We start from the raw sequence: 22,091 nt of genomic DNA, 5'->3' as shown, positions 1-22,091 counted from the left end.
CACGTCCGGCGAGGTTCGTTTCCGTTCCATTTGCTTGGCGCGGACGGCGCACGGCGCTAGGGCCGGGCCATGCGGCAATATCTCGACCTCATGGACCGGGTGCTGACCCAGGGCGCCCGCCAGATGGACCGGACCGGCACCGGCACGCTGTCGGTCTTCGGCCATCAGATGCGATTCGATCTGGCCAAGGGCTTTCCGGTCCTGACCACCAAGAAGCTCCACCTGCGCTCGATCATCGTCGAGCTGTTGTGGTTCCTGCGCGGCGACACCAATGTCCGCTGGCTGCAGGATCGCCGGGTGAGCATCTGGGACGAATGGGCTAACGAGCAGGGCGATCTCGGCCCGGTGTATGGCAAGCAGTGGCGCGACTGGGCGACCGCGGACGGCCGCCATATCGACCAGATCGCCGAGCTGGTCGAGCAGATCCGCACCCAGCCCGCCTCGCGCCGCCAGATCGTGTCGGCGTGGAACCCCGGCGACCTGCACGCCATGGCGCTGGCCCCGTGCCACTGCCTGTTCCAGACCCATGTCGCGAACGGCCGCCTGTCGTTGCAGCTTTATCAGCGCTCGGCCGACATCTTCCTGGGCGTGCCGTTCAACATCGCCTCCTATGCGTTCCTGACGCACATGCTGGCGCAGCAATGCGACCTGGAGGTGGGCGAGTTCATCTGGACCGGCGGCGACTGCCACCTCTACCTCAACCACCTGGAGCAGGCGCAGACCCAACTGGGTCGCGAGCCGGGCGCGCTGCCGCGCCTGGAAATCCTGCGCCGTCCGCCGGCGATCGACGGTTACGAGCCGGAGGATTTCGTGCTGCACGACTATGTCGCGCAACCCCATATCAAGGCGCCGGTCGCGATATGATCGTGCTGATCCTCGCCCGCGCGACGAACGGGGTGATCGGCCGCGACGGCGGCCTGCCCTGGCACCTGCCCGCCGATCTGAAGCGGTTCAAGGCGCTGACCATGGGGCGGCCGATGATCATGGGCCGCAAGACCTTCGACAGCTTTCCCGCGCCGTTGCCCGGGCGGCGGCACATCGTCCTGACCCGCGACCGCGATTGGCAGGCCGCAGGTGCGGAAATCGTCCACGACAGGGATGCGGCGCTGGCACTGGCGGGGGAGGGCGAGGTGTTCGTCATCGGGGGAGCGGAAATCTTCGACATGTTCCGCGACCGTGCCGATCGCCTCGAACTGACCGAGGTCGAGGCGGCTCCCGAGGGCGACACGATCGTCGCGCCTTTTCACGGCTGGCGCGAAGTTGCGCGCAAGCATCATCCCGCACAGGATGGTCGCCCGGCCTATTCCTTTGTGACGTTGCTACGCCAACGCTTCTGAGGCGATGCTAAAACGCATTAACAATATTCTGAAAATTTTGTCCTCATCTGATCTTCATTTGCCTGTCGAAGGGCCGTAAGGTTCGTCAAAACGAGGAAAGCGGCATCAGACCCTGTTCCTCTGGCGAGCGGATCGGGCAAGAATGGTCATGGATTGGGAATCCGAGGGGCAGAGTCGGCCGAGCATCGACCCTCCCGGTCTTTTCGACGCTAGTCGAGAGGCGCTGACCTTCCTCGACAGCCACCGCTTGGCGCGGACCACCAACAGCTATGCGATGGCGCTCCAGGCGGTGCTGCATCCTTATGGCCCGCTGGGGCTGGAAGTGGCTCGGCGGACCGATGGCGGCATCCGCCTGACCGAGCAGGACGTCCGCGACCTGGTGCCGCTGGTCCGCGAGCATGAGACGACCGAGCGGCGACACGACCGGACGCAGATGGCGCGCGAGCTGGGCGACCAGGCCGAACAGCTGGAATCGCTGACCTTCGATGCGCGCCAGATCACCAGCGGCTTTACCACCCAGGTCGCGGCCCTGTCCCACGCCCATCGCGGCAGCAACGATCTGGGCCCCGATGCGGGGGCGGTGGCGCTGCTGCTGGAACAGCTGATCGCGCGCATCTCCAAGACCGAGCGCGATCTGGAAGAGCTGGCAGGCAATGTCGCGGCGCTGCGCACGCGCATCGACGCGGTGCCGCAGAATGACGATGTCGACCAGCTGACCGGGGTGACGAGCCGCCACGGTGCCCGCGCGCTGGTGGAGTCGCTGGCCAGCGATCCGCATGGCTATGTCGTCGCGGCGTGCAGCCTGGACGATCTGGACGGCATCAACGATCGTTACGGACGCCCGGTCGCCGACAATGTCCTGCGCGCCTTCGTCGCCACGTTGCGCCAGACCTGTGAGGGGGCCGAGATCGTCCGCTGGCAAGGCAATCTGTTCGTCATCGTGATGCGCGGGCGGCCGCTGTCGATGGTGACGGGCATGATCGAGGATGCGCGGGGCGCGATGCAGGCCCGTACGTTGCGCCTGCGCGGATCGGGCGAGCCGATCGGCGTGGTGACCATGTCGGGCGGTGTCGCGGTCGGCATCGGCGTGCCGATGGAGGAAACCTTTCACAAGGCCGAGTCGCTGCGCCAGCTGGCGGTCGAGGGGATCGGCAACCGCGTGCTGTCGCGCGCCTAGCCAATTCGGCGCGGCCTGTTATAGCGCGGCCCATGCAGCGTGTTGACGGCGCGGGGCCCATCCCGGCGCATCTGGCGGGCGGGATCGTCGCGCTGGGCAATTTCGATGGTTTCCATCTGGGGCATCAGGCGGTGGTCGGTGCCGCCGTCGCCCGTGCGCGTGCCGAAGGGCGGCCCGCGCTGGTCGCCACTTTCGATCCGCATCCCATCCGCTATTTCCGGCCCGACGCCGCGTCCTTCCGCCTGACCACGCTCGACCAGCGCGAACGGCTGTTCGCCGCGGCTGGGGTGGATGCGATGGTGGTGTTCGGCTTCGACGCCGAACTGGCCGCCCTGTCGGCGGAGGATTTCGTGCAGGCGCGGCTGTTGGGCAGCCTGCGGGTCGGCGGCGTGGTCACGGGCGAGGACTTCACCTTCGGCCGCGCGCGCAGCGGCGACGTGAACGCGCTGCGCGCCTGGGGGCGGGCACACGGCTTTTCGACCGATGCGGTCGCGCCCGTCATGCTGGACGGCGAGACGATCTCGTCCAGCCGGATTCGCACCGCGCTGACCACGGGCGACCCCGAGACGGCGGCGCGGCTGCTGACCCGGCCGTTCGCGATCGAAGGGGTGGTGCAGCATGGCGACAAGCTGGGCCGCACCATCGGATATCCGACCGCCAATCTGGACATGCGCCAATATCTGCGCCCCGCCTATGGCATCTATGCGGTGCGTGGGACCCTGGACAATGGGCGGGTGCTCGACGGTGCCGCCAATCTGGGCATCCGGCCCCAGTTCGACCCGCCCAAGGAATTGCTGGAGCCGCATTTCTTCGACTTCGGCGGCGACCTGTACGGACAACGCCTGTCGGTCGAGCTGATCGCCTATCTGCGGCCCGAGGCGAAGTTCGACTCGCTCGATGCCTTGATCGCGCAGATGGACGCCGACTGCGCACGTGCGCGGGACATACTCGCCCGGATACCGGCGGCGCATAATCCGGCATGACGTGTTAACCTAAAGTCGCTAAGGGCCTGTCCCCTATGAGCGACGCGCCCGATTACCGCGACACCGTCTTCCTGCCGAAGACCGATTTCCCCATGAAGGCGGGGCTTGCCGCCAAGGAACCGGCGATCCTGGATCGCTGGGCCCGGATGGGGCTGTACGACCGCCTGCGCCGCGAGCGCGAGGGGCGTGAGCGGTTCATCCTGCACGACGGCCCGCCCTATGCGAATGGCGACATCCACATGGGCCATGCCCTCAACAAGGTGCTGAAGGACATCATCGTCCGTTCGCAGACCTTGCTGGGCAAGGACGCGCCCTATGTCCCGGGCTGGGACTGTCACGGCCTGCCGATCGAGTGGAAGGTCGAGGAGGCGTATCGCGCCAAGAAGCTGAACAAGGACGAGGTGCCCGTCGCGCAGTTCCGCGCCGAGTGCCGTGCCTATGCCGACACCTGGGTCGGCACGCAAAAGGCGCAGTTCGAGCGGCTGGGCATCATGGGCGACTGGGCCAACCCCTATCTGACCATGACCTATGACGCCGAGGCGGTGATCGCGGGCGAACTGCTGAAGTTCGCCGAGTCGGGCCAGCTTTATCGCGGTGCCAAGCCGGTCATGTGGTCGCCGGTCGAAAAGACCGCGCTGGCCGAGGCCGAGGTCGAATATGAGGATATCGTCTCGACCCAGATCGATGTCGGGTTCGAGATCATATCCTGTCCCGAATATCCCGATCTGGTCGGCGCGCTGGCGGTCATCTGGACGACGACCCCCTGGACGATTCCGGTCAACCAGGCGCTGAGCTATGGCGAGGCGATCGATTATCTGCATTTCGAGTGCGACGGCCGCCGCTACCTCGTCGCCGAGCCGCTGCTGCCCGCCTTCACCAAGCGCACCGGCATTGCGATGAAGACCTTCCTTGCGCTGGTGAAGGGCCCGGTGCTGGAGGGGGCGACCGCGAAGCACCCGATGCACGCGCTGGGCGGCTTCTTCGCCAAGCCCCGTCCGTTCCTGGCGGGCGATTTCGTAACGACCGAGGCGGGTACGGGTCTGGTCCACATGGCTCCCGATCATGGCGAGGACGACTTCCTGCTGTGCAAGGCCAACGGCATCGACCCGGTCTTCGCGGTGCAGGGTGACGGCACCTATCGTCCCGACTGGGCATGGCTGGGCGGCCAGGGCAGCGTTATCAACAAGAAGTTCGTCGCCGCCGACGGCCCGATCTGCTCGGACCTGCGCGAGGCCGGTGCGCTGCTGTCCGCCTCGGACGATTTCCAGCACAGCTATCCGCATAGCTGGCGCTCCAAGGCCAAGGTCATCTTCCGCGCCACGCCGCAATGGTTCATCCCGATGGACCGCGCCGATGCGACGTTGGTGCCGGAGATGGCAATGGCGAGTGTCGACCCGATCTCGGGTGTGACGCCGCTGTTGACCCTGCCGCTGGGCAATGGCGCGACGCTGCGCGAAACCGCGCTCGATGCGATCGAGCGGACCCGCTGGGTGCCCGAGCGCAGCCGCAACCGCATCCGCGCGATGGTCGAGGGACGTCCCGACTGGGTCATCAGCCGCCAGCGCGCCTGGGGTGTGCCGATCGCGCTGTATGTGAACCGCCAGACCGGCGAGTATCTGACCGACAAGGCGGTCAACGCCCGCATCCTTGACGCCTTCCGCGCAGGCGGGGCGGATGCGTGGTTCACCGCCGATCACCAGGCGCTGCTCGGCCCCGACTATGACATCGCCGATTATGAGCCGGTCAACGACATCCTTGACGTCTGGTTCGACTCCGGCTCGACCCACGCCTTCGTGATCGAGGCACGCTATGGCGAGGGCACGCGTGCGAACCTGTATCTGGAGGGTTCGGACCAGCATCGCGGCTGGTTCCAGTCGTCGCTGCTCGAATCCTGCGGCACGCGCGGCCGGGCACCGTATGACGCGGTGCTGACCCACGGCTTCGCGCTCGACGGGCAGGGACGGAAAATGTCCAAGTCGCTGGGCAATGTCGTCGATCCGCTGAAGATCATCGGCGAGTCGGGCGCAGACATCCTGCGCATCTGGACCGCCTCGACCGATTATTTCGAGGATGTCCGCATCGGCAAGGAGGTGCTCGCCACCGCCTCGGACAGCTATCGCAAGCTGCGCAACACCTTCCGCTACATGCTCGGCGCGCTCGACGGGTTCGGCGAGGAGGAGCGCATCTCGTTCGACGCGATGCCCGAGCTGGAGCGTTATGTCCTTGCGCGTCTGACCGCGCTTGATACCGAGCTGCGCCGTGCGGCCGACGCCTATGAGTTCAACCGTTATCTCCGCGCGCTGACCGATTTCGCGAACGAGGACCTGTCGGCCTTCTTCTTCGATATCCGCAAGGACTCGCTGTACTGCGACGCCGCGACCGATCCGAAGCGTCGCAGCTATCGCACCGTGCTCGACATCCTGTTCCACGCGCTGGTCCGCTATGCCGCGCCGATCCTGTGCTTCACTGCCGAGGAAGTGTGGCAGTCGCGCTTCCAGTCGGAGGATGGCTCGGTCCATCTGCTCGAATGGCCGGAACTGCCGCAGCTGGGCGAGGACGAGGCACTGATGGCGCGCTGGACCGAGATCCGCTCCTTGCGCGCGCAGGTGACCGAGGCGATCGAGCCGCTGCGCCGCGAAAAGACCGTGCGCTCGTCCAACGAGGCCGAGGTGACGGTGCCGTCGCTGCCGCTCGAGCCGCACGCGCTGGCCGAGGCGTTCATCGTCGCCGATGTGAGCATGGCCGACACGGTCTCGGTGACCCGGACGACCAAGCACAAATGCGGCCGCTGCTGGCGTCACCTGCCCGATGTCGCGGCGGATGGTGAGCTGTGCGGGCGCTGTGCCGAGGTGGTCGCTCATGGGTAATCTGCCCCGGCGGGGCCTGGCGACGGCGCTGGCGCTGTTCCTGGTCGACCAGATCATCAAATGGGCGATCACCGGGCCGATGGGCCTGCGCGCGCTGGGTGACGTGCGAGAGATCCTGCCGATCTTCAACCTGCGCTTCGTGCCCAATTACGGCATTTCGCTGGGTCTGCTCACCGCCGACAGCAACGCCTCGCGCTGGGCGCTGGTCGCGATGACCGGGGCGATCGCGCTGGCGGTGGCCTTCTGGATGACGCGCGAGCGCAACCCGGTCGACCAGGTCGCGCTGGGCTGTGTGCTGGGCGGGGCGCTGGGCAATATTCTCGACCGGGTGCGTTTCGGCTATGTCGTCGACTTCGCCGATCTGCACTTCGGCGAGTGGCGTCCCTTTTTGGTCTTCAATGTCGCTGATGCAGCGATTACGATAGGCGTTCTGGTTCTGCTGGCGCGCGCGCTTCTCGTGCGCGACCGGCCCGCTCCCGTGGAGAAGAGCAATGCGTAAGTTGGTGCCCGTCATCGCAGGTCTGTCCTGCGCCGCGTTGCTGACGGGATGTGGGGCCGGGCGCGGTCTCGATCGCGATCGTCCCGACGAGTTCGCCGTCGCGCGGCAGCCCTCGCTCATCATCCCGCCCGACTTCGCGCTCGTCCCGCCCCAGCCGGGTGCGGCCCCGGTGCAGACGCGCGGCGGTCAGCAGCAGACGCTCGACGCGCTGTTCGGCGGTCAGGCGGCGCGCAGCCAGTCGGAATATAGCCTGGTCCAGAATGCCGGGGCGGACACCGCCGATGCGGGCATCCGCTCCTCGGTCGGCGATCCCGCCACGAACGTCGTCGACAAGGGTGCGACCACCCGCGACATCGTCGCCGCTCCCGAGGGCGACGGCCAGGACGCACGCGCCGCGACCAAGTAAGCGTCTTACGACGATTTGGGAAAAGGGCCGGGGGCGGATCGCCCGACCGGCCCTTTTTCTTTGGGGACGTCCTGTGCAAGGAAGGCTGACGGAAGGACACCTCGCTGGAGTGTGATCCACCTGCCCTGAACTCTTGCCTTACCATCTTGGCGGATGGCCGGGGGCCAGTTGCGAAGGCTTCAGCGATGAAGCGTAGTGGATCATCACAACCTCATCCCCAACTGGACCCCGGCCTCCGCCGGGGTGGTGCTTCCGCTTGGCTGGATCAAACTCTACCGGCGACACCCCTCCGTCAGGCTCGGCACCTGCCACCTCCCCCGACAGCGGCGAATATCCTTCCTACGACGTCGGGACCCCGCCTTCTCCGCCTCGGCCCCCGGTAGCGGGGCCCATTGTGAAACGGATTCGGTCGACGCAGCCGGTAAACCCTTGCGGCGTCGCGGGCAGCCGTGCGGCCCGCAGCATCGCGATCGCCTGGTCGCCGAAATCGGCCGAGGGCTGGGCATCGATCACCGTCCAGTTGCCCGTCTCGCCCCACGAGGCGACGTCATAGCGGATCACCGCCCACCCTTCGATCGCGCGGCGGCGATAGGGTTCGGGAAAGCGCAGCTGCGGCGGTACGGCCCAGCCATGCTTGTCGGGGCAGTTGCCCTCGACCTTGGTGGTCCGGATCGCCTCGGGCATGTCGGGGGCGGGCAATGTCGCCGCCTCCTTCCAATAGGGATAGAGGCACCCCGACCGCGCGCCCTTGGTAAAGCGGGAGGCGCGGATCGCCTTCACTCCGGCGGCATCGAGCGCGCGGTTGCCGGTCCCGGTCAGGACGCTCGCCCCCTTCACCTTGCCCGCGGCATCCACGTCGTAGCGGATCATCGACCAGTCGCGCACACCGGGTGTCGCGGGGATGGCGGCGAAGTCCGGGAAATGCCGTTCCAGCGGCTGTGGCTGGGGGTTTTCCATGCAGTCGCCCGCGCCCTGCCGAATCCGCTCCCACCCCGTATCCGGCAGTCGCCCCGACAAGGGATGGACCGAATAGGACATCAACTCGTCCAGGGGCGCCCCGGCGAGCGGACTCTGGCGCATGGTATAGGTGATCGTGCAGTTCGTGTGCGGTGCCTGTGCGGCAAAACGGCTGGCGGTCAGCGCGGGCGCCAGGTCCTCGCCGAAGGGGACGGCGCCCTTGGTCTCGCGCGTGATCGAGACGGGGCGGCCGCTGGCGTCGATCGCGAAGCGCAGGCTGACGTCGTGCGTGTCCGGACCGGAGCTCCAGCCCAGCTGGTTCCAGGGCCGCCGAATCATCTGTGCGCTGACGACGGCACCGTCGCACCGCGCCTCGCCTGGTTCCCAGCGCAACAGCGTGCGCGCGCTGGACACGCTGACGATCGGCGGGGGCGGCGGCGCGACGGCCTGGACTGGTCGGGCGGCGACGGGCGAACCCGAGACGATGGGCAGGGCCAGCAGGGCGGTCAGGTGCGGAAATCGGATCATCGCGCGCTCCGGAGGGACAGACGCTATCGGCGGGGTTGCCGATCCGAACGGCAGCCTATGGCGGCCGGGCCAAGGAAGCGAGCCGGTTTTTTGCGGAATGAAAAGGGCGGCACCGTCGCCGGCACCGCCCCTTCATCCCCGAAAGGCTATGTACCTTTTAGAAGGCGGCGGTCAGCGAGAAGACCACCGTCGCATCCGAAATCGGCGCGCCGCCGGCCACCTGGCCCTGCGAGAAGTTCGGCTGGATATAAGCCGCCTTGGCGCGGGTGATGTCGGTGTCGATGTACGAGACGTTGAAGGTCAGGTTCTTGTACACCGCGACATCGGCGCCCAGCGACCAGTCCCAATAGCTGCCGGTCGGCGACAGGCTGGTGCCGTTGGGGCCCAGGCCCGGATTGCCCTTCGAATAGCCGATATGCGCCTTGGCGGTGATCGGCGTGTTCGGAATGGCGGCCGCGCCGTCACCGGTCAGGTAGATATTGTCCCAACGCTGGCCACGGCTGAACGAAGTGTTCGAGAAGTTGCCGAGCGAGGTCTGCTTGGGCGCGTAATAGGCACCGGCGGTCAGCGTCGCGGGGCCCGCCGTGCCCGACACGCGGCCGAAGAATTCGACGACGTCGGTTTCGGAGGCACCACCCGGATAGGTGTACCAGGTGACGCCGACATCGGCGGTCGCGTTGCCATAGGTGTGCTTGTACCCGGCAATGCCGTCCAGCTCCATATTGGCGCCGCCGAACGTGCCCCAGCCCGCCAGGTTCGACGCGAAGGTGCCGATGTAGAAGCCGCTCTCGTGCGAGACCGTCAACGCGGCCTGGACGGCGGCATTCTTGTTGGTCTGCGACACGCCGCGCAGGCGATAGTCGGTCAGGATGGCCGCGCTACCGCTAACCGTGATCGCCGAAGGCGGCGCGGTGTCGGTGGCACCGCTGTCCTGCGCGAAGGCGGGCGTGGCGGCAACCAGCGAAAGGCCGCTGAGGAGAAGTGTGGAGAAGCGCATCGTTTCCCTTCCAAACCGGAAATTCGATGTTCTCACCTGCATTCCCGCAACCGGTGCGGCTTCTGTCATGTCGGGTGAAACCCGGCGAACCGTCTGCCGTTGCGAGGCTCAAGGGAATGGCAGCGCATGGTGCGCTGCACAAGCATAATCTAACCCATGATGACTTTTCGGTGACGCGATGTTGCGCGCCGGGCACAGGTCAGGTGCCAAGATTGCCGTGACGCTCGGTGCCCGGCAGCGAGCGGATATGGATGTCGCGCTGCGGATAGGGCAGGCCGATGCCATGGTCCTTGAACAGGAACCACAGCCGGTTGAGCACGTCCGACCGGACATTGCCGACACCGCTTTCGGGGTCGCTGATCCAGGCCAGGATCTCGTGCTGGAGCGAATGCTCGCCAAAGCTCATCAGCCAGACATTGGGCTTGGGACTCTTCAGGACGCGCGGCGATTCGCGGGCGGCGCGCAGCATCAATTCCTGGGCAAGCTTCAGGTCGGCGTCATAGGCGATCGAGACGGGGATGCGGACACGTACGTTGCGGTCGGAATAGGACCAGTTCTCGACCTCCTGCGTCATCAGATTCTCGTTGGGAATCAGATGTTCCTTGCCGTCGCGGGTGATGATCGAGACGGCACGCACGCCGATCTTGTTCACCCAGCCGATCTCCTCGCGCAGCGCGATGACGTCGCCCGGCTTGATCGACCGGTCCATCAGCAGGATGATGCCCGCGATCAGGTTGCCGATCGTCTTCTGCAGGCCGAACCCGATCGCCAGGCCGAAGCCGCCCGAAAACAGCGCCAGGCTGGTCAGGTCGATGTCGAGCAGGTCGATCGCGAAGAAGAAGGCGATGACGACGATGCCGATGCTGGCCAGCTTTTGCGCCAGAAGCTTCTGCGTCGGGTCGAGGCCGCGGGCGTGGCCGATCCACTGTTCGGTGATCCGCGTGACCGCGCGGGTCAGCGCCAGGATGGCGACCACGGTGACGAGCATCGTGACCAGCAGCATGACCGAAAAGCGTCGGCTGCCGACGGTGAAGCCGATCTGCTCGGCCAGCCGGGTGACGGGGCCCAGCCCGCCGATCTCGCGGCTGAAGAGCGCGACGAAGCAGACGCTCGCGAACACCCAGGCCAGCCAGCGCGCCAGGCCCAACCCGCGCAGCAGCTGGAACCCCGCCTTGGCGACCGACAGGCCCAGCGCCAGCCCGATCGGAAACCCGCCTAGCGGCTCCCAGGGCCATAGCTCGCCCAGCGTCAGCAGCAGCAGCCCGGCGGTCAAATGCCGGGTGATCGCGCAGATGCGGGCGTGCAGCGTGTCGCCCTGTCCGATCGCGAATCGCTGCATCATGGCGACGAGGCGCGGCCCCAGCCTGCGCCCCGCCAGCACGCCGCCCGCCAGCATGACGAGCGTCAGGGCGCAGGCGATCGCCGCCTCGATGGCCTCGGCACGGGTCGGCAGTTCGATGCCGCTCGCCTGAAGCCATTCGAACAAGGTCATCCGCGCGCGGCCCGGAAGCGGGCGAGGCCCCGGTCGAGATCGGCGATCAGGTCGTCGGTGTCCTCCAGGCCGATCTGCAAGCGGACCAGCGGCCCGGCGAACTCGCGCTTGGTGACGCTGCGATAGCGGTGCGGGTCGGCGGGGATCGCCAGGCTCTCATAGCCGCCCCAGCTGAACCCCAGGCCGAAATGCGCCAGCCCGTCGAGCATCGCGGTGCGGGCCGCGTCGTTACCACCGTCGAGAGCGAAGGCGAACAGCCCGCTCGACCCCAGGAAGTCGCGCGCGAAAATCTCATGACCGGGGCAGGAGGGCAGGGCGGGGTGCAGCACCTGCGCCACGCCCGGCTGCTCGCCAAGCCATTTCGCGATGGTCAGCGCGCTCTGCTGGTGATGGGCGAGGCGGACGCCCATGGTGCGCAGGCCCCGACTGCCCAGATAGGCGTCGTCGGGGCTGGCCACCTGGCCCAGCTGGAAACTGGTGTCGCGCAGCGCCGCCCAGTGCGAGGGGGCGGCCGTCACCGATCCCAGCATCGCGTCGGAGTGGCCAACCACATATTTGGTGCAGGCCAGCACGGTCAGGTCGACGCCCTTCCCGATCGCCGGGAAGAACAGCGGCGTCGCCCAGGTATTGTCGAGGATCGTGGTGATGCCATGCTGCTTGGCGACGGCGACGATGGCGGGAATATCCTGCACCTCGAAGCTGAGCGAGCCGGGGCTTTCGAGGAAGATGACCTTGGTCGCCGGACCGATCAGCTCGGCGATCCCGGCCCCCACCAGCGGGTCGTAGAAGCGCGTCGTGATCCCCATGCGGGCCAGCAATCCGGTCGCCAGCCCGCGCGTCGGGTCATAGGCGCTGTCGACCAGCAGCAGCTCGTCGCCCGGCGACAGCACCGACAGCAGCGCCGCCGCGATCGCCGCCACGCCGGACGGATAAAGGAACGTCGCTTCCGCACCGGGCTCCAGGTTGGTCAGCGCGTCCGCCAGCGACCATTGGGTCGGCAGGCCCTTGCGGCCGTAGAACAGCTTTTCGTGCAGGTCGCCCGCACCGGTGGCGCGCATATGCGCGACATTGTCGTACAGCACCGTCGAGCCACGCCAGACGGGGACGTTGACCACGCCCTTCGTCCATTCCGCGCGGCGGCCCGCCTGGACCAGACGGGTGGCGGGCTTGATGGGCAGGTCGTTGTCGGTCATCGCGGTCAAACGTCTTTCGCTTTGGGGGTGCTGGGGTCGGAACCCCATTCGGTCCAGCTGCCGTCATAGACCGGCATCATCCCGCCGATCCGCTCCGCTCCGAAGGCCAGGACGCACGCCGTGATGCCCGAGCCGCAGGTGGCGACCATCGGCTTGGTCGGATCGATGCCGGCGGCGGCAAATTCGGCGGCGATGGCGTCAGGGGATTTCCAGCGGCCATCGTCCTCGAACAGCCTGGAATAGGGCAGGTTCAGCGCACCGGGAATATGGCCGGGCTCGACACCGGGGCGCGGCTCGGGCTCGGTGCCGGCGAAGCGGCCGGGCGAGCGGGCGTCGACGATCTGAGCATCGCCCGCCTCGACATGGTCACGGACTTCGCGCAGGCTGCGCACGCGGGTGAGGTCGACATGGGCGATAAACAGCCCCGGCGTCGCGCACGCCTCTGGAACCCCTCGCTCGACCGGCAAGCCAGCGTTCTGCCATGCCCCGAGCCCCCCGTCGAGCAAAGCGACAGACTCGGCGCCGAACAAAGTCAGCAGCCACCACAAGCGTGTCGAGCAGTGGGAGGGCGCATTGTCATAGATCACGATTCGATCGGCGTGGCCGATACCGGCCGTGCTCATCATATGCGCGAAGGCATCCGATTGAGGCACGGTCATCGGCAGATCGCTTTCCGGATCGGCCAGCGATGGCAGCGGCAGGAATCGGGCGCCGGGAATATGGGCCGTCTCATAGGTTATACGGGCCCGCTCGCCGCTGGGGTCGTCGAGGAAGTAAGTGACGTCGACGATGCGGACGTCGTCGTCGCCAGCGATGGCGGCGAGGTCTTCCGGGGTGATGAGTGGCGGCATCTTGGGGCTCCTCGGTCGGTAGGTCCGTACCTAGGCGCGTTGGGGGCGGGGTCGCAAGCGGGGGCGCGGCAAGCGCCTCTGTCAGGCGGGAGGGGGTGGGGACATCAGGGAGGCCTATCCCAAACCCCGTTCAGCCTGAGCGAAGTCGAAGGCCAAGAGAATTCTGCTATTCCAGCCCCTTCAGATACCGTGCCGCCTGCGCCCGCACCGCCTTGCGATCCGCCTCCGCCATCCGGTTCCAGTTGCGATACGCCATCGCCATCCGGACATTCCCTTCGAACCGCTCTTCGTGCCGCGCCAGGAAATCCCAATAGAGCGCGTTGAACGGGCAGGCGTCCTCGCCGACCCGCTGCTTCACGTCGTAGCGGCAATGCCCGCAATAATCGGACATGCGGTTGATATAGGCCCCGGACGATACGTACGGCTTGGAGGCGATGATGCCTCCATCGGCGAACTGGCTCATGCCGACGACATTGGGCAGCTCGACCCATTCATAGGCGTCGATATAGATTTCCAGATACCAGCGATGCACCTCCGCCGGGTTCGCGCCGATCAGGATGGCGAAATTGCCGGTCACCATCAGCCGCTGGATATGATGCGCGTGCGCGGTGTCGAGCGTCTGGCCCAGCGCCTCGGCCATGCAATGCATGTCGGTCTCGCCCGTCCAGTAGAAGCCGGGCAGCGGCCGGTTCGCGCGCAGGAAGTTGCGCTCCGCATAATCCGGCCCGACATGCCAGTAGAGCCCGCGCACATATTCGCGCCAGCCGATGATCTGGCGGATATAGCCCTCGACGGAATTCAGGCTGACCCGCCCGTCCTCATATTCGCCTTCCGCCATCCGGCACAGCTCCAGCGGATCGAGCAGGCCGGAGTTGATGTAGGGTGACAGGACCGAGTGCCATAGCTGATGCTGCCCGGTTAGCATCGCATCCTGATAGTCGCCGAATTTGGGCAGGGCGTGCGCCATGAACGCCTCGGCCTGGGCGCGTGCGTCCTCGGCGGTGACGGCATAGGCGAAGCCGTCGAGCGAACCGGGGTGATTGTCGAAGCGCGCGGCGACCTGCGTCAGGACATCGCGGGTGATCTTGTCGGGCGCGAAGGCCAGCGGTTCGGGCGGCTTGTCCTTCTTCGGCGCGGGCTTGCGGTTTTCGGCGTCGTAGTTCCACTTGCCGCCCTCGGGCTTGTCGCCCTTCATCAGCAGGCCGGTCTTGCGCCGCATCAGGCGATAGAAGAACTCCATGCGGAGTTCCTTGCGGTCCTTCGCCCAGTCCTCGAACTCGGCCTGGGAGGCGATGAAGCGGGTGTCGGGGCGGATATCGACGGGGACGGCGAACATCGTCTCCCACGCCTCCAGCATCGCGGCGACCCGCCACTCGCCCGCTTGCGTCACGACGATGCGGTCGGGCGAATGCCGCTCCACCGCGCGGGCAACCTCGCCGGTGAAGCTGCCCGCATTGTCCGGATCGTCCAGCTTCACGTAATCGACGCGCCAGCCGGCCTTTTCCAGCGCCTCGGCATGATGGCGCATGGCGGACAGGATATAGGCGATCTTCGCCTTGTGGTGGCGGACATACCCCGTCTCGTCGTCCACCTCCATCATCAGCAGGACGGTGTGTTCGGGGTCCGCGCCGTCCAATGACGAGAGATTCATCGACAATTGGTCGCCCAGAATGGGGATCAGCGTTGGCGATTTGGGCATGGCTGTCCTACAGGGCCTTTCATGAAGCATCTCGGCCAGACCAGCGCGCTGCCCGCTTCCCCGGAAGAGGCGGTGCTCGATTATGTTCCCAACCCCCGTCCCGGGCTCACCTATCTGATCCGGTTCGCGGCACCCGAGTTCACCTCGTTGTGCCCGGTGACCGGTCAGCCCGACTTCGCGCACCTCGTCATCGACTATGTGCCCGGCGAGACGATCGTCGAATCCAAGTCGCTCAAGCTGTTCCTGGGCAGTTTCCGCAACCATGCCGGTTTCCACGAGGATTGCACCGTCGGCATCGGCGTGCGCCTGTTCGAGGAAATGAAGCCCGTCTGGCTGCGCATCGGCGGATACTGGTATCCGCGCGGTGGTATTCCCATCGACGTGTTCTGGCAGTCGTCGGCGCCGCCCGCCGATCTCTGGCTGCCCGACCAGGGCGTCGCGGGCTATCGCGGCCGGGGCTGATCCCGGACCGGCGATCAAGGACGGGGCGATATCGTCCCGTTCGACCCTTCATCACGCAGGACCCCGGTTCGAAGCCGATATCGCCATCGACGCGGACGGCAACCTGTTCGGCGTGAAGGACAATTCGATCGACATGATCGATCCGACGACGGACGCCCGCGGCAACACGCTGATCCAGATCAGTCACTAGGCCGTTGGGGCAGGGGCCAAACCGCTTCAGCCCTTTACGCAACCCGCCGTGCCGTAGCGTCAACCCGTCCGATGCCCAAGTTGCGGTGCAGCAAATATGTAACACGCCCTGCAACCTTCGCCGATCATGCGGGTTGACCTTGCATGCGTGGGGCATGGTGCGGATTTGCCGCCGCCCCCGCGCCTGCAAGGACAAGCGATATGGTGGATGCGAACGGAACCGTGATTGAACGATTGGCGCTGATCGGGAACTTCCTGCCCCGCCAATGCGGTCTCGCGACCTTCACCACCGATGTCTACACCGCACTTCGTACCCGTTACCCGGATCTGGCCGTCGACGTCTATGCGATGGACGACCATCCGGGGCGCTATGCCTATCCCCCGGCGGTAACCGCCGCTATCCCGCAGCACGAGCGCAGCGCCTATCTCGACATGGCGCGCCGGATAGAGGCGAGCGGTGCCCAGGCCATCTGGGTCCAGCACGAATATGGCATCTATGGCGGTGCCGCCGGCGAGCATCTGCTGGCGCTGCTCGACCGGACGACGCTGCCCGTGATCGCGACGCTTCACACCGTCCTCGAAAAGCCGTCGGTCGACGAGCGTCGGGTGATGGAGGGGCTGCTGCGCCGCTGTACGCGCATCATCGTCATGGCCGACAAGGGCCGCGACATTCTGCAGCGTGTCTATGGCGCCGATCCGCGCCAGATCGCGATGATCCCGCACGGCGTGCCGGATCGTGCGCTGATGTCGCCCGAGGCGCTCAAGCCGCGCTTCGGCTGGGAAGGGCGCAAGGTCGTGCTGACCTTCGGCCTGCTCGCACCGAACAAGGGTATCGAGACGATGATCGAGGCGCTGCCCGCAGTCGCCGCCAATCATCCCGAACTTCTCTATGTCGTGCTGGGCGCAACCCATCCGAACCTGATCGCGCATGAGGGCGAGGCCTATCGCGATCGTTTGAAGGCGCTGGCCGAGACGCTGGGCGTCGGCGACAACATTGCCTTTGTCGATGCGTTCGTCGAGCATGACGAGTTGCTGGACTATCTTCAGGCGGCCGACATTTATGCGACGCCCTATACCAACCCGGCCCAGATCACGAGCGGAACGCTGTCCTATGCGATCGGCGTTGGCAAGGCCGTGGTTTCCACCCCTTATGTCCACGCGACCGAGATACTGGCCGATGATCACGGCGTACTCGTGCCCTTCTGCGACGTCGAGGCGTTCGCGAGCGAGATCGACCGGCTGCTGACCGACGAGACGGCCCGCAACCGCCTGTCGAGCCGCGCCTATGCGCGGGGTCGCACGATGATCTGGCCACGCCTGGCCGAAGCGGCGCTCGAGCAGTTCGGGGCGGCGATCACCGCGCGCCCGCGCCGGATCGGCAACGCCCATCAGGCCGCGATCAAGCCGCTGGCCCCCGATCTCGCGGCCGTCGAGCGGATGAGCGATTCGACCGGCATGTTGCAGCATGCCATCTATTCGGTGCCTGATCGCCGGCATGGCTATTGCATCGACGACAATGCCCGCGCGCTGATCTTCATGACGCAGGCACCGGATATCGATCCGGTCACGCGGGACAAGTGGACGACGATCTACGCCTCGTTCCTGCAATATGCCTGGAACCCGGACGCACGCCGGTATCGCAACTTCATGCGCTTCGACCGCAGCTGGTGCGAGGATATCGGTTCGGAGGATTCGAACGGCCGCACCCTCTGGGCACTGGGCGTGACGGCGCGCGATGCGCAGCTTGGCAAGCATCGCGACTGGGCACAGATGTGGTTCGATGCGACCGCTTCGCTGGCGCTCGACCTGGGTTCGCTGCGCGCGCAGGCCTTTGCGATGCTGGGTGCCGCCGCCATGCTGGAGGCACGGCCGGGGCATCAGCTGGCGCGGGCGATCCTCGAAAAGCTGCCGCCGCTGCATCTCGCGCTGCTCGAAGAGGCGCGGCGTCCCGAGTGGCAGTGGTTCGAGATCGTGCTGGCCTATGACAATGCCCGCGTACCGCAGGCGCTGATCGAGGCGGGGCGTGCGCTGGGTCGCCAGGACCTGATCGATTGCGGCATCGCGACGCTGGAATGGATCGTGTCCAAGCAGACCTCGCCAGAAGGCCGTTTCCGTGCGGTCGGCAGCGAGAGCTTCGGCCGCCCCTATGCCGAGCCGCTCCAGTTCGACCAGCAGCCGCTGGAAGCCCAGGCGACGGTCGAAGCTTGCTACTCGGCCTATCTCGCCACGCATGATTCGCGCTGGCTGGAAGAGGGCGAGCGCGCCTATGGCTGGTTCCTGGGGGTCAACGACCTCGACCTGCCGCTGGCCACCGCGCATGACGGCGGCTGCTTCGACGGATTGATGCCCACCGGCCTCAACCGCAACCAGGGTGCCGAGTCGATCCTGGCGCTCCAGCTCGCCAATTGCGCGATTGCAAGCCTTTGCCAATCCGCGTCATCCATGGCAGGAGCCGATCGTCACATCGCCTGATCCGCGCCAGCGCTTCGGGGGATGGGATGAGCGTTTTGGTTAAGATGGCGAGACAGTAGCGCGATGGACTTGTTCAACCACCGGCTGCGGCTTCATGCCGATCCTTCGCGTGTCGTGGTGCGGCCGTTTCACATTGCCTGGGGCGGCGGCAACGGCGCACCCCCCAGCCGGACCGAGCGTCTGGTCGGCGAGGTGCTGGCCATGTCGCCGCAGGAAGCGCGCGACCAGCTGGAAGCCGTGCTGAAGGATTTTGAGGCCCGGCACTGGCAGACGCGGCGCGTCTTCATGAGCCGTTATGACCAGATCGAGGATCTGCTGAAACTCGACGGAGCGCAGATCAGCGACGAGAAGCGTCAGCTGATCGGTGCGTATTTCTGCCACGAGTACAGCTATGCCGCCGCCGCGCTGATGAACCCGTCGGCGGTGCCGCATTTCGACCAGACCGGCATCCAGCCGGGGTCGCAGCGCATCCTGATGTCGATGCGTGCCGTGGGCGAGGGGCACATCTCCTCGGTCGCGTTCCGCGAGGGCATCATCAACGACCAGAACCAGCTGCGCCTGGCGCCCGAGCCCCCCTTCGCGACCGCGACCGACGTTCATGGCTGGGGCGACGAGGATATGCCGAGCGGCCCGATCACCGTCCATCGCCACCGCGACTCGACGCTCTCGGGCACCGTCATCTTCCCGATCACCCAGGCCCAGTCCAAGGGGCTGGAGGATATGCGCATCGTCCAGTTCACGCATGACGACGGCGCGATGGAATGGATCGGCACCTACACCGCCTATGACGGCTCGGGCATCCAGTCCGAACTGATGCGCACCCGCGATTTCCGCGCGTTCGACCTGGTGCCGATGACCGGCTCGGCGGCGCGCAACAAGGGCATGGCGCTGTTCCCGCGCAAGGTCGCCGGGCAATATATGATGATCGGGCGGCAGGACGGCGAAAACCTGTTCCTGCTCAAGTCCGACTCGCTGACCCATTGGGACGAGGGCGAGAAGATCCTGACTCCGGTTTTCCCATGGGAACTGGTGCAGATCGGAAATTGCGGCCCGCCCATCGAGACGGACGAGGGCTGGCTGCTGCTGACGCACGGCGTCGGCGCGATGCGCAAATATTCGATCGGCGCGGCTTTGCTCGACAAGAACGATCCGTCCAAGGTGCTGGGCCGGACGAAGCAGCCGATCCTCGCCGCCAAGGACCAAGACCGCGAGGGCTATGTGCCCAACGTCGTCTATTCCTGCGGCGCGATCCGCCACGGCGACTCGCTGTTCCTGCCTTACGGCATCGCGGACAGCTCGATCGGTTTTGCGTTCGTGAAGATCAGCGAGCTGCTGGCCGCGATGTGACGCTCCAGGCGGCGCGGGCAATCCCGCGCCGCCGCGAAGCCCCCCCTATTCCTCCCCTTGGGGAGGGGGACCATCCGAAGCATGGTGGGGGGGCCGCTATCGAGAGGGTTACACCCCTCCGTCAGGGCCGCGCCCTGCCACCTCCCCTTGCAGGGAAGGAATTGCGACTGGCGACAGGCTGACGACCTGACGCCGCGTGTACCGATACAACGCCGCCACGATGCCCAGGAACAGGATCGTCCCCCCGATCAGCGCAGGGCTGGCAAAACCCTCTCCGACCAGCGCCAGCGGCGCGTCGGAATTGGTCAGATAGACGATCCCCGCAAAGCCGACGCCCCACAGGCTTTCACCCACGATCAGCCCGGTCGCGGCCAGTACGCCCATGCGTTCGGCCGCCTCGGGGTTGGCGCTGCGCCTGGCCCAGCGGTCATAGCTATGGCCGATCACCGCGCCCAGCACGACCGGCAGCGTCGCCGACATGGGCAGATAGATACCCAGCCCCACACCCAGCGGCGGCAGGCGCATCCAGCCCAGCTTGCCGCAAATCTCGTCAGCAATGATCACGCCGACGCCGACCAGCGCCCCGACGCCGATCATCGCCCAGTTGAGGTCGCCGCCCAGCACGCCCTTGGCCAGCGCGGAGATCAGCGCGGCCTGCGGTGCGGACAGCGCATTGGGCCCGGCCCCCGGCGTGCCCGCAAATCCCAGGGTCGCGTTGAGCAGGTCGAGCACCGGCGGGATTACCAGGCTGCCGAAGATGACGCCGATGACCAAGGCCACCTGCTGCTTCCACGGCGTCGCGCCGACCAGTTCGCCGGTCTTCAGGTCCTGGAGATTGTCGTTGGAGATGGTCGCCACGCCGAACACGATGCCCGTGACGATCAGGGCATAGGCGACCAGCGCCTGCGTCGTCTCCGGCGACGTACCGCGCCCGAACAGCCCGACCAGTAACAGCGCGGCGGCCAGGACGGACAGGATGCCGATCCCCGACACCGGGCTGTTCGACGCCCCGATCAGTCCCGCCATATATCCGCACACGGCGGCGATCACGAGGCCGATAAGGAGGATGAACAGCAGCGCACCGCCGATCAGCGCGACACCCGACGCGGCGAGCGGTCCACCCGCGATCACCGACCAGAGCAGTCCCGCGATCGGCACCAGGGTCGCCAGCGCGACGGTGGCGACGATCCCGATCGGCAGATCGCGCTCACCAATCGCCAGCACCGCGCCGTCACGCCGGGCCGAAGCGGCGGCCAGTGACGAGCGGATACCGCCGATGACCGGCCCGATGATCTTCAACAGCGTCCAGATCGCCGCGACCCCGATGACGCCCGCGCCCAGGAAGCGCACGTCGCGGGAAAAGATTCCGCCCGCCCATTCGGCAACCGGCCCCGCCGACGGGGCCATGGCGGTCAGGATGGGCAGCGCCACCCACCAGCCGATCGCGATGCCCAGCAGCATGGCCAGGCCAACCGACAGGCCGACCAGATGCCCGACCCCGATCAGCGCGAAGGACAGCCCGCCCGAAATGCCGGTCGCGCCCGCGCCGGTGCGGAACCAGACGGCGGCCTCGGCCACTGCCAGCTTGGTCTGGGTCAGGATGGCGAACGCCGCCGAGGCGACGGCGTTGACGACGATCAGCCGCAGCCCGGTCGTACTCTCGGCCTCGCCCTCGCGGCTGCCCGCGCCGACCTTCAGCACTTCGGCGGCGGCGCGACCCTCCGGATAGGGAAGGTCGGTGTCGACGACGAGCGCACGGCGCAAGGGGACCGAGAACATGACGCCCAATATGCCGCCCGTCGCGGTGATCCCGGCGGTCAGCCAATAGGGAAAGCCCTGCCACCATCCGATCATGACGAGGCCGGGCAGCACGAAGATGATCGCCGCCAGCGTCCCCGCCGCCGAGGCGACCGTCTGGACGATATTGTTCTCCAAGACCGAGCTGTTCGGCAGATAGCGCAGGATCGCCATCGAGATGACCGCCGCCGGAATCGACGTGGCAAAGGTCAACCCGACCTTCAGCCCCAGATAGACATTGGCGGCGGTGAACAGCAGGGTGATGATCCCGCCCAGTGCGATCCCGCGCAGGGTCAGTTCGGCGACGGGGGCGGTGGTCGTTGGCGTACGGCTCATCCGCGCAGATGTGGCAGAGTGAAGCGCGCTCGCCTAGCGTTTCGTGTTGGAGAGGTCGGGGCTGTCCTCGGTCCTGCCGCCGCCCCTATCTTCGTTCAACCCGAGCGAAGCCAGAGCCCAAGGGATTCCCATTGTCTGAAATGCCATACCGCCCCGGCGGCCGTGGAACTGTTCACCTTGGACTCTGCAGCCGTTTTCTAGCGAGGAATATGTCGAGAGTGATCTCGAGCATCTGTTGGGTTTTGGAGGCGCGCTTTGTTCGGCGATTGAAGCGGGCGAGCATGTCGCGGAACGAGGCGTTGGACGATTCGATCAGATGCGTCTGCGCCTTGGTCTGCTGGTGTGGTTCGGGTGCGCCGATCCGCTCGAAGGCGAGGTGGTAGCGCGAGTTGGCGTCGGTGAAGATGGCGCTGATCTGGCCGACGGCAGCCTTGGCCAGGGCGTAGATGGCGGTCGCGCTTCTGACGCCGTTATCGCCCACATGATAGGCGACGACACGCCG

General features: G+C 66.6%; 18 protein-coding genes. 10 read left to right on the top strand and 8 right to left on the bottom strand.

The window, feature by feature from the left end; genetic code table 11:
* Positions 1 to 69 precede the first annotated feature (69 nt).
* The 7 genes from U1703_RS07275 (at position 70) to U1703_RS07245 (ending at position 7,269) form a co-directional block, all read left to right on the top strand.
* Positions 70 to 864 carry a thymidylate synthase gene (locus tag U1703_RS07275; RefSeq protein WP_332785155.1) on the top strand — a complete coding sequence of 265 codons (795 nt, stop codon included), beginning with the start codon at positions 70 to 72 and terminating at the stop codon, positions 862 to 864.
* On the top strand, positions 861 to 1,337 hold the full coding sequence (locus U1703_RS07270; protein WP_332785154.1) for a dihydrofolate reductase: 477 nt from the start codon (positions 861 to 863) through the stop codon (positions 1,335 to 1,337). The genes U1703_RS07275 and U1703_RS07270 overlap by 4 nt, the downstream gene beginning before the upstream one ends.
* A 148-nt stretch (positions 1,338 to 1,485) precedes the next feature.
* Positions 1,486 to 2,514, top strand: coding sequence for a GGDEF domain-containing protein (locus U1703_RS07265; protein ID WP_320451575.1), 1,029 nt, complete (start codon positions 1,486 to 1,488; stop codon positions 2,512 to 2,514).
* Between the two features lie 32 nt (positions 2,515 to 2,546).
* The gene (locus tag U1703_RS07260; RefSeq protein ID WP_332785153.1) at positions 2,547 to 3,497 is read left to right on the top strand and encodes a bifunctional riboflavin kinase/FAD synthetase; all 951 of its coding nucleotides are present in this window, start codon (positions 2,547 to 2,549) and stop codon (positions 3,495 to 3,497) included.
* Between the two features lie 35 nt (positions 3,498 to 3,532).
* Complete coding sequence (gene ileS / locus U1703_RS07255; RefSeq protein WP_332785152.1) at positions 3,533 to 6,364, top strand: isoleucine--tRNA ligase; 2,832 nt, start codon at positions 3,533 to 3,535, stop codon at positions 6,362 to 6,364.
* Positions 6,357 to 6,863, top strand: a complete 507-nt coding sequence (lspA, locus tag U1703_RS07250) for a signal peptidase II (RefSeq protein WP_320451578.1) — start codon at positions 6,357 to 6,359, stop codon at positions 6,861 to 6,863. The genes ileS and lspA overlap by 8 nt, the downstream gene beginning before the upstream one ends.
* Positions 6,856 to 7,269, top strand: a complete 414-nt coding sequence (locus tag U1703_RS07245) for a DUF3035 domain-containing protein (RefSeq protein ID WP_332785151.1) — start codon at positions 6,856 to 6,858, stop codon at positions 7,267 to 7,269. The genes lspA and U1703_RS07245 overlap by 8 nt, the downstream gene beginning before the upstream one ends.
* A gap of 339 nt (positions 7,270 to 7,608) precedes the next feature.
* On the opposite strand, the gene U1703_RS07240 is transcribed toward U1703_RS07245, so the two are convergent.
* The 6 genes from U1703_RS07240 to U1703_RS07215 all read right to left on the bottom strand — a co-directional run bounded on the left by U1703_RS07240 (position 7,609) and on the right by U1703_RS07215 (position 14,986).
* Positions 7,609 to 8,754 carry an energy transducer TonB gene (locus U1703_RS07240; protein WP_332785150.1) on the bottom strand — a complete coding sequence of 382 codons (1,146 nt, stop codon included), beginning with the start codon at positions 8,752 to 8,754 and terminating at the stop codon, positions 7,609 to 7,611.
* Positions 8,755 to 8,911: 157 nt separating this feature from the next.
* On the bottom strand, positions 8,912 to 9,751 hold the full coding sequence (locus tag U1703_RS07235) for a TorF family putative porin (RefSeq protein WP_320451581.1): 840 nt from the start codon (positions 9,749 to 9,751) through the stop codon (positions 8,912 to 8,914).
* Positions 9,752 to 9,950: 199 nt separating this feature from the next.
* The gene (locus tag U1703_RS07230; RefSeq protein ID WP_320451582.1) at positions 9,951 to 11,243 is read right to left on the bottom strand and encodes a mechanosensitive ion channel family protein; all 1,293 of its coding nucleotides are present in this window, start codon (positions 11,241 to 11,243) and stop codon (positions 9,951 to 9,953) included.
* The gene (gene metC, locus U1703_RS07225) at positions 11,240 to 12,436 is read right to left on the bottom strand and encodes a cystathionine beta-lyase (protein ID WP_332785149.1); all 1,197 of its coding nucleotides are present in this window, start codon (positions 12,434 to 12,436) and stop codon (positions 11,240 to 11,242) included. Before metC ends, U1703_RS07230 begins: the two co-directional genes overlap by 4 nt.
* Before the next feature lie 5 nt (positions 12,437 to 12,441).
* Complete coding sequence (locus tag U1703_RS07220; protein ID WP_332785148.1) at positions 12,442 to 13,287, bottom strand: sulfurtransferase; 846 nt, start codon at positions 13,285 to 13,287, stop codon at positions 12,442 to 12,444.
* Positions 13,288 to 13,453: 166 nt separating this feature from the next.
* Complete coding sequence (locus U1703_RS07215; RefSeq protein ID WP_332785147.1) at positions 13,454 to 14,986, bottom strand: cryptochrome/photolyase family protein; 1,533 nt, start codon at positions 14,984 to 14,986, stop codon at positions 13,454 to 13,456.
* Positions 14,987 to 15,007: 21 nt separating this feature from the next.
* Here U1703_RS07215 and queF point away from each other — a divergent pair, with 21 nt between their 5' ends.
* From queF to U1703_RS07200, 3 genes are all read left to right on the top strand, one after another.
* Positions 15,008 to 15,448, top strand: coding sequence for a preQ(1) synthase (gene queF / locus U1703_RS07210; protein ID WP_320451586.1), 441 nt, complete (start codon positions 15,008 to 15,010; stop codon positions 15,446 to 15,448).
* 390 nt (positions 15,449 to 15,838) lie between these two features.
* Complete coding sequence (locus tag U1703_RS07205) at positions 15,839 to 18,109, top strand: glycosyltransferase family 4 protein (protein WP_320451587.1); 2,271 nt, start codon at positions 15,839 to 15,841, stop codon at positions 18,107 to 18,109.
* Between the two features lie 63 nt (positions 18,110 to 18,172).
* Entirely contained in the window at positions 18,173 to 19,456 is a 1,284-nt protein-coding gene (locus tag U1703_RS07200; RefSeq protein ID WP_332785146.1) for a glycoside hydrolase family 130 protein, read from the top strand.
* A 108-nt stretch (positions 19,457 to 19,564) separates the two neighbouring features.
* On the opposite strand, the gene U1703_RS07195 is transcribed toward U1703_RS07200, so the two are convergent.
* Together U1703_RS07195 and U1703_RS07190 are read right to left on the bottom strand one after the other, a co-directional pair.
* Positions 19,565 to 21,589 carry an OPT family oligopeptide transporter gene (locus U1703_RS07195; protein WP_332785145.1) on the bottom strand — a complete coding sequence of 675 codons (2,025 nt, stop codon included), beginning with the start codon at positions 21,587 to 21,589 and terminating at the stop codon, positions 19,565 to 19,567.
* A 172-nt stretch (positions 21,590 to 21,761) separates the two neighbouring features.
* Positions 21,762 to 22,091, bottom strand: a 330-nt coding sequence (locus tag U1703_RS07190) for a hypothetical protein (RefSeq protein ID WP_332785144.1), incomplete at its 5' end; no start/stop codon positions are given.

Origin of the sequence: Sphingomonas flavida (assembly GCF_036663655.1) — a bacterium.
Lineage (GTDB): Bacteria > Pseudomonadota > Alphaproteobacteria > Sphingomonadales > Sphingomonadaceae > Sphingomonas.
Note: the sequence above shows the minus strand (reverse complement) of the source record. Positions and strands in the feature narration are given on the sequence as shown.